At 62.0% G+C, this 13,634-nt stretch carries 14 protein-coding genes; 5 read left to right on the forward strand and 9 right to left on the reverse strand.

All coding sequences use genetic code 11. The features are described 5' to 3' along the window. Position 1: 1 nt before the first annotated feature. The gene (locus tag QLG03_RS18895) at positions 2-1,345 is read left to right on the forward strand and encodes an NCS2 family permease (RefSeq protein WP_023290415.1); all 1,344 of its coding nucleotides are present in this window, start codon (positions 2-4) and stop codon (positions 1,343-1,345) included. Here the strand turns inward: QLG03_RS18895 and QLG03_RS18900 are convergent. Beyond that, the gene (locus QLG03_RS18900; RefSeq protein WP_032453496.1) at positions 1,335-2,234 is read right to left on the reverse strand and encodes a LysR family transcriptional regulator; all 900 of its coding nucleotides are present in this window, start codon (positions 2,232-2,234) and stop codon (positions 1,335-1,337) included. The two genes, QLG03_RS18895 and QLG03_RS18900, sit on opposite strands and share 11 nt — an antisense overlap. A 183-nt stretch (positions 2,235-2,417) precedes the next feature. Between QLG03_RS18900 and QLG03_RS18905 the strand changes: the two genes are divergently transcribed. Both QLG03_RS18905 and QLG03_RS18910 read left to right on the forward strand, forming a co-directional pair. Then, entirely contained in the window at positions 2,418-2,735 is a 318-nt protein-coding gene (locus tag QLG03_RS18905; protein ID WP_004201590.1) for an RcnB family protein, read from the forward strand. After that, positions 2,710-3,171: a GNAT family N-acetyltransferase gene (locus QLG03_RS18910; protein WP_072420671.1), complete on the forward strand. Its 462-nt coding sequence runs from the start codon at positions 2,710-2,712 to the stop codon at positions 3,169-3,171. Before QLG03_RS18905 ends, QLG03_RS18910 begins: the two co-directional genes overlap by 26 nt. Here the strand turns inward: QLG03_RS18910 and apbC are convergent. After that, the gene (gene apbC / locus QLG03_RS18915) at positions 3,168-4,277 is read right to left on the reverse strand and encodes an iron-sulfur cluster carrier protein ApbC (protein WP_117136920.1); all 1,110 of its coding nucleotides are present in this window, start codon (positions 4,275-4,277) and stop codon (positions 3,168-3,170) included. The genes QLG03_RS18910 and apbC overlap by 4 nt on opposite strands. A gap of 153 nt (positions 4,278-4,430) precedes the next feature. On the opposite strand from apbC, the gene metG reads away from it, so the two are divergent. Continuing rightward, positions 4,431-6,464 (forward strand): methionine--tRNA ligase, encoded by a 2,034-nt coding sequence (gene metG / locus QLG03_RS18920; protein ID WP_032429194.1) that lies wholly within the window; start codon positions 4,431-4,433, stop codon positions 6,462-6,464. Positions 6,465-6,574: 110 nt separating this feature from the next. Here metG and QLG03_RS18925 read toward each other — a convergent pair whose 3' ends face one another. The 3 genes from QLG03_RS18925 to QLG03_RS18935 are packed head-to-tail and all read right to left on the reverse strand — an operon-like array spanning position 6,575 to position 9,494. Continuing rightward, entirely contained in the window at positions 6,575-7,045 is a 471-nt protein-coding gene (locus QLG03_RS18925) for a DUF1456 family protein (protein ID WP_023290420.1), read from the reverse strand. A gap of 47 nt (positions 7,046-7,092) precedes the next feature. Then, positions 7,093-7,812, reverse strand: coding sequence for a two-component system response regulator BtsR (btsR, locus tag QLG03_RS18930; protein WP_023290421.1), 720 nt, complete (start codon positions 7,810-7,812; stop codon positions 7,093-7,095). Then, entirely contained in the window at positions 7,806-9,494 is a 1,689-nt protein-coding gene (locus tag QLG03_RS18935; RefSeq protein WP_004189065.1) for a sensor histidine kinase, read from the reverse strand. The genes btsR and QLG03_RS18935 overlap by 7 nt, the downstream gene beginning before the upstream one ends. A 229-nt stretch (positions 9,495-9,723) precedes the next feature. Between QLG03_RS18935 and QLG03_RS18940 the strand changes: the two genes are divergently transcribed. Then, complete coding sequence (locus tag QLG03_RS18940; protein WP_002912762.1) at positions 9,724-9,837, forward strand: protein YohO; 114 nt, start codon at positions 9,724-9,726, stop codon at positions 9,835-9,837. On the opposite strand, the gene QLG03_RS18945 is transcribed toward QLG03_RS18940, so the two are convergent. Genes QLG03_RS18945 through QLG03_RS18960 form a run of 4 tightly spaced genes read right to left on the reverse strand, consistent with a single transcriptional unit; the run spans position 9,812 to position 13,555 of the window. Continuing rightward, a complete protein-coding gene (locus tag QLG03_RS18945) occupies positions 9,812-10,549 on the reverse strand; it encodes an ABC transporter permease (protein WP_023290422.1) in 738 nt (245 codons plus the stop codon). The two genes, QLG03_RS18940 and QLG03_RS18945, sit on opposite strands and share 26 nt — an antisense overlap. Continuing rightward, on the reverse strand, positions 10,533-11,480 hold the full coding sequence (locus tag QLG03_RS18950) for an ABC transporter ATP-binding protein (protein WP_101862031.1): 948 nt from the start codon (positions 11,478-11,480) through the stop codon (positions 10,533-10,535). Before QLG03_RS18950 ends, QLG03_RS18945 begins: the two co-directional genes overlap by 17 nt. After that, positions 11,473-12,630, reverse strand: a complete 1,158-nt coding sequence (locus QLG03_RS18955; protein WP_044524199.1) for an ABC transporter permease — start codon at positions 12,628-12,630, stop codon at positions 11,473-11,475. Before QLG03_RS18955 ends, QLG03_RS18950 begins: the two co-directional genes overlap by 8 nt. A 7-nt stretch (positions 12,631-12,637) precedes the next feature. After that, positions 12,638-13,555 (reverse strand): ABC transporter substrate-binding protein, encoded by a 918-nt coding sequence (locus QLG03_RS18960; protein WP_255989075.1) that lies wholly within the window; start codon positions 13,553-13,555, stop codon positions 12,638-12,640. Between the last annotated feature and the right edge of the window lie 79 nt (positions 13,556-13,634).

Here is a 13,634-nt window from a genome sequence, read left to right on the forward strand (position 1 = left end):
CATGGCCGATAACACACTTCACTCTTCCGCCCGCGATAACTGGCTGGAGCGCCGCTTTGCGCTGCGCTCGCGCGGCGGCACGCTGCGCAGCGAATGCCTGGCCGGGATCACCGGTTTTCTCGCCGCCGCCTATTTACTGGTGGTCATCCCGGGACTGCTGGCGATAGGCGGAATGGACAAAGGCGCCGCCACCACCGGCACCATTCTGGTCTTCGTCGTCGGCTCGCTGCTGATGGCGTTTTACGCCAACCTGCCGTTTATCGTCGGCCCGGGCATTGGCGGCTCAGTGCTGGTGGGGGTCACGCTGGCCGGTAGCGAGGGGATTGGCTGGCAGACGGGCCTCGGGATCGCCTGCTGGTCGGGGGTTCTCTTCTTCCTGCTGACCCGCTTTGGCCTGCGTGAAGTGGTCACCCGCTCGGTGCCGCAGTCGATCAAGCTGGGGCTGACGGCCTCCATCGGCCTGTTCGTCGCCGTCCTCGGCTTTCGCAACGCCGGGCTGGTGCTCGCCAATGCCAAAACCAACGCCCTGATGCTCGGCGACTTCCTCGCCCCCGGCGCGCTGGTGGCGCTGTGCGGCCTGTTCCTGGCGATAGCCCTGCAGGCGCGTAAGGTGCCGGGCGCCATTTTGTGGGCCATTCTGTGCGCTACCCTGGTGGGGATCCCGTTCGGCGTCACGAAACTGCCGACGCATTTTATCGATGTCCCCCACTCGCTGGCCCCGGTGCTGGGAGAGGTTGACCTGCTGGGGGCGTTAAATATCGCCTTCCTGCCGTTCCTGTTCGTCTTTTTCGCTTCTGAGTTTTTCTCCACCATGGGGACGACGCTGGCGGTGGGCGGCGAGGCGGGTCTGCTGGATGAAGAAGGCAACATGCCGCAGATTAATCGCCCGTTTATGGTCGATTCGATTGCCGCGGCGCTCGGCCCGTGGGTAGGTATTCCGGCGGCAACGGCGCTGATTGAGTCCTCGGCGGCGGCGGAAGCCGGCGGCAAAACCGGCCTCACCGCGCTGTCGGCGGCGGTGATGTTCCTGCTGATGCTACTGTTCACGCCGGTGGCGCTGATGATCCCGAAGGAGGCCACCGCCCCGGCGCTGATCCTGATCGGCCTGAACATGTTCAGCGGCCTGCGCAAAGTGGATCTCGGCAACTTCACCGACGGCCTGCCGGTGCTGATGATGGTGATGATCACCCTCATCGCCAACAGCTTCGGCACCGGCATCGCCGGCGGGCTGCTGTTTTACATTGTGATCAAGGCCATCGCCGGCAAGTGGCGGGAAATCCCGATTGGCCTGTGGGTGCTGGCCGTCCCGCTGGTCTACTACTTCGCGACCTTAGTTAGACATTAAGCCCTTCACAATGTGATTTCACCTCTTCATATAACAAACGCACCGCGGCAGAGAGCTGTTTGCGGTGCGGACAAATCAGGTTCAACGGCACCACATCCCCCTGGTAACGCGGCAGCAGGCGCCGCAGGCGGCCCGCCCGCAGATCGTCGCTGACGTCGAGCATCGATTTATAGGCAATGCCCTCCCCGGCCACCGCCAGCCGGCGGATCACCTCCGCGTCGTCGCTCATCACCGTGCCGGAGACCTTCTGCTGCAGGACTTCGCCGTCGAGGCTCAGCGACCAGCGGTCGAACGGGCGGCCGCGCAATATATAGATCAACGCATTGTGCTGGCCGAGCTCCTCAAGGGTCTGCGGCTCGCCGTGGCGGGCGATCCACTCAGGAGAGGCCACCAGCACCCGACGATTTTCCGGCGCCACCGGCAGCGAAATAAACGAGGCGTCATCGTTATTGCCATAGCGAAACGCGACGTCCACCGGATCTTTAAACACGTCGGTCAGCTGGTCGGAAAAGAGCAGCCGCAGGCGCAGCGCCGGGTGGCGTTGCCGAAAGTCGCGGAACAGGGTCAGGAGCAGGTTACGCCCGAGATCCGACGGCACGGCGATCTGCAGCATGCCGCGAATTTCATCGTCCGGGGTCTGGATCTTCTGCAGGCCGGCCTCGAGGGTATCAAGCATCTGGGTGGCATACGGCAGCCAGGTCTCCCCCTCCGGCGTCAGGCGCAGGCTGCGGGTCGAGCGGGCGAACAGGCGAATATTGAGGATTGTCTCCAGACGCTTAATCGCCGCGCTCACCTGCGCCGGTTGCTGCCCCGCCTCGCGCGCGGCGTCGCTAAAACTGCCCAGTGCCGCGGCGCGGACAAATAAGGTCAGATCTTCCAGCCTGAACATGCCGATTCTCCCCTGCTTCAGATTGCTCCCAAAATAGGCATCACCGTCGCTGCAACGCAAGCGGCGCAGGACTTGCGCCGTGTTTTGCTTACACTTTTTAAAAATCCAGTGCTTGCCATTTCAGCAACGCATCAGGAATGATACGAGGCTGCTATTTTGAGTCCAGGTAATATTGAGGAAACTATGCGTAAAACAAAAATGATGCTTCTGGGCGTACTCCTTGCCACCGCCGGCGCCAGCTGGACGGCTTCTGCCGCGGGGATCGATCAGTATGCGCTGAAAGAGTTCACCGCCGACTTCACCCAGTTTCACATTGGCGACACCGTTCCGGCGATGTACCTCACCCCCGAATACAACATCAAAGGGTGGCAGCAGCGTAATCTGCCCGCGCCGGACGCCGGCAGCCACTGGACCTATATGGGCGGTAACTACGTGCTGATCACCGACACCGAAGGCAAAATCCTCAAGGTGTACGATGGCGAGATCTTCTATCATCGCTGATCCGCTCAAACTCCGCATCCGCCCCGGCGAACCAGCGGACTCTCCGGCGCTGCGCCAGCTCTTTCTGCGGGCGCGCAGTATGTCGTGGACCTGGCTTCCCTCCACGACGTGGCGGCTGGAAGATTTCGATGCCGCCACCGCGGATGAACAGCTATGGGTCGCGGAATACGACGGCCTGCCGGTGGGCTTTGCCGCCGTATGGACCGCCGATAACTTTCTTCACCATCTGTTCGTCGACCCGGACTGGCAGGGCAAACATATCGGCAGCGCGCTGCTGGCGCAGGTCGAACAGACCTTTACCGCCAGCGGGACGCTGAAGTGCCTGATGGAAAATAAAAACGCCCTGCGCTTCTACCAGCGTCACGGCTGGACCATCGAAGCACAGGGCGCCTCGCCCGAGGGCGGATACTGGCTGATGCGCTCGCCGCGGCCTTAAACGGCGCGGAAGGCAATCTCACCCGGGATCACTTCTCCCTGCCAGTACATCTGGGCCGCCACCCGACCCGCCAGCTGGCGGTAGATGTCGGTAAATTCGCTTTCCGGACGTGCCACCACCGTCGGCGTGCCGTTATCGAGATCTTCCCGCAGCGTAATATGCAGCGGCAGCTGGCCCAGCAGCTGGGTATGGTATTTCTCGGCCAGTTTTTGCGCGCCGCCGGTGCCGAAGATCGGCTCATGGTGCCCGCAGTTGCTGCAGATATGCATGCTCATGTTTTCCACGATCCCCAGCACTGGCACTTCCACTTTTTCGAACATCACGATGCCTTTTTTGGCGTCGATCAGCGCGATATCCTGCGGCGTGGTGACTACCACCGCGCCGGTGACCGGAATGTTCTGCGCCAGCGTCAGCTGGATGTCGCCAGTGCCCGGCGGCATATCCAGCACCAGGTAGTCGAGATCCGGCCACAGGGTCTCCTGCAGCATCTGCATCAGCGCCTTGCTGGCCATCGGCCCGCGCCACACCATGGCGTTGTCGTCGGTCACCAGGTAGCCGATGGAGTTGGTGGCCAGACCGAACTTCATGATCGGCGCCATATGGGTACCGTCCGGCGAGGTCGGGCGGCTGTCTTCCGCGCCAAGCATGGTCGGAATCGACGGGCCGTAGATATCGGCATCCAAAATGCCCACCTTCGCCCCTTCCGCGGCGAGCGCCAGCGCCAGGTTTACCGCCGTGGAGGATTTACCGACGCCGCCTTTCCCGGAGCTGATGGCGATAATGTTCTTCACGCCGTTGATGCCGGGCTGGTTTTTCACGCGCTTGAGGGTCGCGATGCAGTGGGTCAGCTTCCAGTCGATGGCCTTCGCGCCAGTGATGCGCAACAGCTCAGCGCTGCACTGCTCTTTGAGCGCTTCGAAGGCGCTGCTCCAGACGAACGGCATTTGTAGCTCGATATGAACGGTATCGTCCAGCCAGGCGACATGGTGCAGCGCCTTGAGGGTGGTGAGATTATGCTTCAGGGTTGGGTGCTGGAAATTGGCCAGCGTCCCGGCGACCATCGCGCGGAGGCGCTCGGGGGATTTGGCCTGGGATTGCGAATTCATCCCGACTCCTTTGTTGTTTTGAGATGCTTTCAGTAATCACAGAGTTTATCACAGGAAAGGATTATCCATATATGGGCAGCCATTTATGGCGCACCCACAGCCCTTTTGGTAATATCGGAAGCCCTTTTTACAACAGAAGATGTAATGCTCACTATGACTCAAGTCGCGAAGAAAATTCTGGTAACGTGCGCCCTGCCGTACGCCAACGGCTCCATCCACCTCGGCCACATGCTGGAGCACATCCAGGCTGATGTCTGGGTCCGTTACCAGCGAATGCGCGGCCACGAGGTCAACTTCATCTGCGCCGACGACGCCCACGGCACGCCGATCATGCTCAAGGCGCAACAGCTCGGTATCACCCCGGAGCAGATGATTGGCGAGATGAGTCAGGAGCATCAGACCGATTTTGCCGGCTTCGACATCAGCTACGATAACTATCACTCGACGCACAGCGACGAGAACCGCGAGCTGTCGGAGCTTATCTACACCCGTCTGAAAGAGAACGGTTTTATCAAAAACCGCACCATCTCTCAGCTCTACGATCCGGAAAAAGGCATGTTCCTGCCGGACCGTTTTGTGAAAGGCACCTGTCCGAAGTGTAAATCTCCGGACCAGTACGGCGATAACTGCGAAGTGTGCGGCGCGACCTACAGCCCCACCGAACTGATCGACCCGAAATCGGTGGTCTCCGGCGCCACGCCGGTGATGCGTGACTCCGAACACTTCTTCTTCGACCTGCCGTCGTTCAGCGAAATGCTGCAGGCGTGGACCCGCAGCGGCGCGCTGCAGGAGCAGGTGGCGAACAAAATGCAGGAGTGGTTCGAATCCGGCCTGCAGCAGTGGGACATCTCCCGCGATGCGCCGTACTTCGGCTTCGAAATTCCGAACGCGCCGGGCAAATATTTCTACGTCTGGCTGGACGCGCCGATCGGCTACATGGGCTCTTTCAAGAACCTGTGCGACAAGCGCGGCGACACCACCAGCTTCGACGAATACTGGAAGAAAGACTCCACGGCCGAGCTGTATCACTTTATCGGCAAGGACATCGTCTACTTCCACAGCCTGTTCTGGCCGGCGATGCTGGAAGGCAGCCAGTTCCGTAAACCGACCAACCTGTTCGTGCATGGCTACGTGACGGTCAACGGCGCGAAGATGTCTAAGTCGCGCGGCACCTTCATTAAGGCCAGCACCTGGCTGAAGCACTTTGATGCCGACAGCCTGCGCTACTACTACACCGCCAAGCTCTCTTCGCGCATCGATGATATCGACCTCAACCTGGAAGACTTTATCCAGCGCGTTAACGCCGACATCGTCAACAAGGTGGTTAACCTCGCCTCCCGCAACGCCGGCTTTATCAGCAAGCGTTTTGACGGCGTGCTGGCCGCTGAGCTGGCCGACCCGGCGCTGTACAAAACCTTCACCGACGCGGCGGAAAGCATCGGCGAAGCGTGGGACAGCCGCGAGTTCGGTAAGGCCATCCGCGAAATCATGGCCCTCGCCGACGTGGCCAACCGCTATGTCGATGAGCAGGCGCCGTGGGTGGTGGCGAAACAGGAAGGCCGCGACGCCGACCTGCAGGCCATCTGCACCATGGGCCTGAATATGTTCCGCGTGCTGATGACCTGGCTGAAGCCGGTCCTGCCGCAGCTGGCCGCGCGCGCGGAAGCGTTCCTCAACAGCGAGCTGAGCTGGGACGCCATCCAGCAGCCGCTGCTGGCGCATAAGGTCAATCCGTTTAAGGCGCTGTACAACCGCATCGAGATGAAGCAGGTGGAAGCCCTGGTGGAAGCCTCTAAAGAAGAGGTGAAAGCCACCGCGGCGCCGGTCAGCGGCCCGCTGGCGGACGATCCGATTCAGGAAACCATCACCTTTGACGATTTCGCCAAAGTCGACCTGCGCGTGGCGCTGATTGAAAACGCGGAATTTGTCGAGGGCTCCGACAAGCTGCTGCGCCTGACGCTGGATCTTGGCGGCGAGAAGCGTAACGTCTTCTCCGGCATCCGCTCCGCTTATCCGGATCCGCAGCCGCTGATTGGCCGCCTGACGGTGATGGTCGCCAACCTGGCGCCGCGCAAAATGCGCTTCGGCATCTCGGAAGGGATGGTGATGGCCGCCGGCCCTGGCGGGAAGGATATCTTCCTGTTAAGCCCTGACGACGGCGCGAAGCCGGGTCAGCAGGTGAAATAATAAAAAAGCCGGAGAATATCTCCGGCTTTTTTTTGCCCGGCGGCGCTACCCTTGCACGGGCCGACGGGTTTTGTAGGCCGGGTAAGGCGAAGCCGCCCCCCGGCTAACCATCACGCCTTCGGGTTATGCACCCGCTGGGTCAGGCCGCGCAGGAAATTGCGCAGAAACTGGTCGCCGCACTCGCGGTAGTTTTTGTGGTCAGGCGACCGCATCATGGCGGTCACTTCCGGCACCGAGACGCGGTATTTCTGCTCGCTCATGATCGCCACAATATCATCCGTTTTCAGCGAGAAGGCGATCCGCAGCTTTTTCAGCACCGTATTGTTATTCACCCGGCGCTCCAGCGCCAGCTCCGGCGCCGAATCGTCTTTACCGCGCTTGTCATAGATAAGGCCGTTGAGGAAACCCGACAGGATAATGTCCGGGCAGCGGACAAAGCCCTCTTCATCCTCTTTCGTCGTCCAGGTGTCAAAGCTGGCGGAGGTGGATTCCATATCGGATAGCGCAAGAATGCGCACCATATCGTTATTATTGACTTTCAGGGTGTAGCGCAGGCTACGAAGAATATCATTACTGAGCATGAGTGCCTTTTACTGTCGATGATGCAATGGGGCGCAGTGTAGCAGCTTTACAGGCCAATCGCCTCTTTCAGGCTTTTTAAATAGCGCCGGCTCACCGGCACCGTTTGCCCGGCGCGCATCAGCAGCTCCGCCTGACCATTCTCCTCCAGGCGAATCTCCTTCAGGTGCGCCATATTCACCAGATACTGGCGATGACAGCGCAGCAGCGGCGTGCGGCTCTCAAGGGTGCGCAGGGTCAGCTCGGTAAACCCCTCCTTGCCCTCGCGGTCGGTCACGTAGATCCCGCTCATCCGGCTGCTGACAAAGGCCACATCCTCCATCTGCAGCAGCCAGATACGGCTGTGGCCGGTACAGGGTATGTATTTCAGCGTCTGCCGGGCGTCATCCAGCAGCGACACATCCTGAAGATTACGCTCCTGGCGCAGGCGGGCGAGGGTTTTCTCCAGCCGGGCAGCTTCAATCGGCTTGAGCAGATAGTCAAAGGCGTGCTCCTCAAAGGCTTTCACCGCGTATTCATCAAAGGCGGTGAGAAACACGATATAGGGGCGGTGCTCCGGGTCGAGCATCCCGACCATCTCCAGGCCGCTGATGCGCGGCATCTGGATGTCGAGAAACAACACGTCGGGACGCAGCTTATGGACCGCGCCAATCGCCTCCACCGCGTTGCCGCATTCGCCGACGATCTCGATATCGCGCTGAGTCTCCAGCAAAATACGCAGGTTTTCCCGCGCCAGCGGCTCATCATCGACGATCAATACTCTCAGCATGCATTCTCCTCCAGGGGCAAACGTAGGGTGACACGGGTAAAGCGCTCCGGTTCGCAGGTGACGCTGATGCCGCAGTCGGCGCCAAAACGCGCCCGAAGCCGCCTGTCCACCAGATTCATCCCCAGCCCGCTGGCCTGAGGGTTGGCCCGGTACAGCCCGGCGTTATCTTCGATATCCAGCTGCAGCCAGCGATCGTCCTGGCTGGCGCGAATGGTAATTTCGCCGACGCCAAGATGTTGCGATGTGCCATGCTTAATGGCGTTCTCCACGATCGGCTGCAGGGTAAAGGCCGGCAGCTGGTGATGCGCCAGCCCTTCCGGCACCGCCATCTGGATCTGCAGGTTAGCCTGAAAGCGGGCCTTCTCAATCTGCAGGTAGGCATTAACATGCTCGATCTCATCGGCGAGGGTGACGATTTCTGTCGGCCGCTTCAGGTTCTTGCGAAAGAAGGTCGACAGATACTGCACCAGCTGGCCGGCCTGCTCGCTGTCGCGACGGATCACCGCCTTCAGGGTGTTAAGCGCGTTAAACAGGAAGTGCGGGTTGACCTGGGCATGCAGAAGCTTGATTTCGGATTGCGTCAGCAGCGCCTTCTGCCGCTCGTACTGCCCGGCGAGGATCTGCGCCGACAGCAGCTGGGCAATCCCCTCCCCCAGGGTGCGGTTGATCGAACTGAACAGGCGGTTTTTCGCCTCATACAGTTTGATGGTGCCGATCACCCGCTGGTTCTCGCCGCGCAAGGGGATCACCAGCGTCGACCCCAGCTTACAGTGCGGATGAATCGAGCAGCGGTAGGGCACCTCGTTGCCGTCGGCATACACCACCTCCCCGGTCTCAATCGCCCGTTGCGTATACGAGGAGGAGATAGGTTTGCCCGGCAGGTGATGGTCGTCGCCGATGCCGGTAAACGCCAGCAGCTTGTCGCGGTCGGTGATCGCCACCGCGCCGATATCCAGCTCCTGGATAAGCACCTGGGCCACCTTCATGCTGTTCTCTTCGTTGAACCCCTGACGCAGGATCCCCTCGGTGGACGCCGCCACCTTCAGCGCCGTGGCGGAAAAGGCGGAGGTGTACTTCTCGAACATCGCCCGCTTGTCCAGCAGAATGCGCATAAACAGCGCCGCGCCGACGGTATTGGTCACCATCATCGGCGCGGCAATGCTCTGCACCAGATGCAGGGCGTCCTGGAACGGGCGGGCGATCAGCAGAATAATCATCATCTGCACCAGCTCGGCCACGAAGGTGATCGCCCCGGCGGTCAGCGGGCTAAAGACTTTGTCCGGCCGGCCGCGCTTGACCAGCACGCTGTGCACCAGACCGCCCAGCAGCCCCTCGACGATAGTGGAGACCATGCAGCTTAAGGCGGTCATCCCCCCCAGCGAGTAGCGGTGCAGGCCGCCGGTCAGCCCCACCAGCCCGCCGACCACCGGGCCGCCGAGCAGGCCGCCCATCACGGCGCCGATGGCGCGGGTGTTGGCGATAGAGTCTTCGATATGCAGACCAAAATAGGTCCCCATAATGCAGAAAATGGAGAAGGTGACGTAGCACAGCAGCTTGTGCGGCAGGCGAACGGTGACTTGCATCAGGGGGATAAACAGTCGGGTTTTGCTCATCAACCACGCGATGACCAAAAATACGCACATCTGCTGAAGCAGCAGCAACACCAGATCAAACTCGTACATACCCGCAAACCACACATTCCTGAAAGCGCGTACCTTACACTGCCTGGCGGAGACTTTCTTTGAAGCCCTGCATAAAAATGAAAAATGACGGGCAGGATCACACTTTTTTGCGGCGTGTGACGCAGCGAAAGCGGCAAAAAGCCCGGCGCGGCGCGCTAAACCGCAATTAATGTTTCATTAACACCTGTGCTTCACCGTATAATCCCCCTGTTAACATCAGGAGTCTATTATGAAGCCAGCGAAAATCGCGGTCGTCACTCTCTTCTTACTTATGGCCATCGGCGGGATCAGCGGCGTGATGCTGGCCGGCTATTCCTTTATTGTACGTGGCGGTGTCGGCTGAGCCAGCGGGCCAGGCGCTCAAACGCGCGGTCGACAATAATCGCCGCCAGCGCCACCAGCAGCGCCCCCTGCACGATATAGGCGGTATTAAACCCGCTCAGGCCGATGATGATCGGCGTCCCAAGCGTATTGGCCCCCACCGTCGAGGCTATCGTCGCGGTACCAATATTGACGATGACCGAGGTGCGGATCCCCGCCAGGATCACCGGGGCCGCCAGCGGCAGCTCCACCTTGCACAGACGCTGCCAGCCGGTCATGCCCATCCCTTCTGCCACATCTGACACGCCCGACGGTATCGACCCCAGACCGGCCAGAGTCCCTTGCAGCACCGGCAGTATGCCATACAGCGCGAGGGCGATCAGCGCCGGCAGCCAGCCAAAGCCCAGCACCGGCACCGCCATCGCCAGCACCGCCACCGGCGGAAAGGTCTGTCCGATAGCGGCGATGGTCTCCACCAGCGGACGAAACGCGCTACCCGCGGGCCGGGTGACCGCCACCCCTGCCCCCAGCCCGACAGCGGTCGCCGCGAGGCTGGACGCCGCCACCAGCCAGCCGTGATCGACAGTGAGCGCCCAGAAGCTCTCCTGCTGGTAGACCGGCCGCGGCAGTTCCGGAAACAGCCGGCTGAACAGCGGCGCGCTGTAGGGCAGCCCCGCCAGCAGGCCGATAAACAGCGCGCTAAGCCACCACAGCGGCTCACGAAGCGCCTTCATGACTCGCCTCCTGGCGCAGCAGATCGGCAAAATGCAGCGTGCCGCAGGGGTGCCCCTCGGCATCCACCACCGGCAGCGCCTCGCATCGCCGGGCGACAAACTGCGACAGCGCTTCCCGCAGGGTCATGGTGACGGTCAGCCCCTCGCCCGCCAGCCGCTCGTCGGGACGCAGATAGTCCCGCACCTCGCGCAGCGACAGCAGGCGCACGCCCAGCTCGCTGCGGCCAAAAAAGGTTTGCACAAAGTGATTCTCTGGCCGCATGAGCATCTCCAGCGGCGCCCCCTGCTGGACCACCTCGCCGCCGTCCATCAGCACCAGGTGGTCCGCGAGACGCAGCGCTTCGTCAATATCATGGGTCACCAGGACAATCGTCCGCCCCAGCAGGCGATGGATGCGCAGCATCTCCTGCTGCAGCGCCTCACGGGTCACCGGGTCGAGGGCGCCGAAGGGCTCATCCATCAGCAGTACCTCCGGGTCTGCCGCCAGCGCCCGCGCCACCCCGACCCGCTGCTGCTGGCCGCCGGAGAGCTGATGAGGGTAGCGGTCGCGCAGCGTTGCCTCCAGCCCCAGCAGCGCCATCAGCTCGTCGACCCGGTCGGCGATCCTCCCCCGCGGCCATTTTTGCAGCTGCGGCACGGTGGCGATATTCTGCGCCACCGTCCAGTGGGGAAACAGGCCGATGGACTGGATGGCATAGCCCATCCGCCGCCGCAGGGTCAGAAGCGGCTGCTGGCGGATGTCTTCGCCGGCAAAGCGAATCATGCCCCGGTCCGGCTCCAGCAGGCGGTTGATCATTTTCAGCGTCGTCGACTTGCCCGAGCCGGAGGTTCCCACCAGCACCGAGAAAGCGCCTTCGCGCAGCTGCAGGGTCAGATCCTTCACCGCCGGATGACCGGCAAACGCTTTGCTGACCCCTTCAAATTCAATCATTGGCCTCTCCTTTCAGCCAGGCGCCCCACAGGGCGAACAGGGCATCCACGACCACCGCCAGGGCAATGGTCGGCACGACCCCGAGCAGCACCAGATCCAGCGCGCTGCTCAGCAGCCCCTGGAACACCAGCGCGCCAAAGCCGCCGGCGCCGATCAGCGCCGCCACCACCGCCATGCCGACGGTTTGCACGCTGACCACCCGCAGGCTGCGCAACAGCACCGGCATCGCCAGCGGGAGTTGCACCTGACGAAAACGCTGTCCGGCGCTCATGCCCATCGCCGTCGCGCTCTCCAGCGCATCCCGCGGCACCTGCTGCAGGCCGGTCACCACCCCGCGCACCAGCGGCAGCAGCGCATACAACGTCAGGGCGATCAGGGCCGGCGCCACGCCGGTCCCGGAGACGCCCAGCTCGCCCAGCGCCGGGAAATAGCGCGCCAGACCGGCAAGCGGGGCAATCAGCAGGCCGAACAGCGCCACCGACGGGATAGTCTGGATCACATTGAGCACGGTGAAGGCCGGCGCCTGCCAGCGCGGACGCCGCCAGAGCCATACCCCCAGCGGCAGGCCAATGATCAGGCCCGGCAGCAGGGTGCCAAACAGCAGAAGCAGATGCTGGCGCAGGGCGTCGTCAAACACCTCCTGGCGGTTGGCATACTCCTTCAGCAGCGAGAGCTGATCGAGCGCCCCGGCGGCGAGCAGGATGATGGGCAGAAGCCAGACTTGCGCATTGAGCAGCCAGCGCCACAGCGGCCGGGCGGTAAGATGACGAATGGCCTCGCTGGCCAGCAGCAGGCAGAGCGCCAGCGACAGCCACAGACCGCTGCCGGGCGAGGTGCGCGCCAGCGGCGAGCCGTGCCGGGAGAGCTCAATCGCCGCCTGGCCGCTGCCCCAGATAAGCAGCGGGAAGAGCAGTTCGGCCAGCAGCAGATGGAGAAGCGGCGCAACCCTGCCCGGCAGCCAGCAGAGCAGGATCCCGGCGAGGGCTGCCGCCAGCTGAACGCCGGCGAGCCAGGGCATCACCTGCCACAGCCCGCGCCCTTCCCCGGAGAGTAAGCGATTCGGCGCGTAAGCGATAAACGGCAGCGCCAGCGTAACCAGCAGCAGGCCTGTCAGCAGCAGGCCGACGCGGTGAGTACAGCGAATGGTCACCGGTAGCTTACTTCAGCAGGCCTTTCTGCTGCAGATAATCTGCCGCCACGCGCTTCGCATCCTGGCCTTCCACCGCGATGCGGGCGTTGAGCTGCTGCAGGGTCTTTTCATCGAGGCTGGCGAAGACCGGCTTCAGCCAGTCGGCGATCTGCGGGTAGGCTTTAAGCACCGCCTCGCGCACCACCGGCGTCGGGGCGTAAATCGGCTGCACGCCCTGCGGGTCGCTCAGCGTCTGTAACCCCAGAGCCGCCACCGGGCCGTCGGTGCCGTAGGCCATCGCCGCGTTGACGCCGGAGGTCTGCTGCGCCGCCGCTTTGATGGTCACCGCCGTATCGCCCCCGGCCAGCGACAGCAGCTGGTTCTGGTTGAGTTTGAAGTCATACGCTTTTTCAAACGCCGGCAGCGCGTCCGGGCGTTCAATAAACTCCGCCGAAGCCGCCAGCTTAAATTCGCCGCCCTGCTGCAGATAGCGGCTGAGGTCGGCCAGCGAGGTCAGATGATTTTTCTCCGCCAGCTCCTGGCGCACGGCGATGGTCCAGGTGTTGTTAGCCGGCGCCGGGGTGAGCCATACCAGCTGATGTTTCTCCTGATCCAGGCGTTTCACCTTCTCATAGCCCTGCCGGGCATTCTTCCATGCCGGGTCGTTTTCATCTTTAAAGAAGAAAGCGCCATTGCCGGTATACTCCGGATAGATATCCAGCTCGCCGGCGACAATCGCCCCGCGAACCACCGGCGTGGTGCCGAGCTGGATTTTATTAATCGTTTTGACGCCGTGGTTTTCCAGCACCTGCTGGATCATATTGCCCAGCAGCGCCCCTTCGGTATCAATTTTCGAGCCGACCTTCACCGGCTCCGCCGCCTGCAGCGGCACACTTATCAGGGCGGCCAGCGCCAGCGCGCCGGACCATTTCGTCGCCATATTCATCCCGCTTCCCTCAGTTCTTTTGCGCTTCGCTTACAGAAGCTTAAGAGAAAAGCGTAGTCCATTTGCCAGCGATACGAAA

The sequence above is a fragment of the Klebsiella sp. V115_8 genome (assembly GCF_029967715.1).
GTDB classification, from domain to species: Bacteria; Pseudomonadota; Gammaproteobacteria; order Enterobacterales; family Enterobacteriaceae; genus Klebsiella; species Klebsiella quasipneumoniae.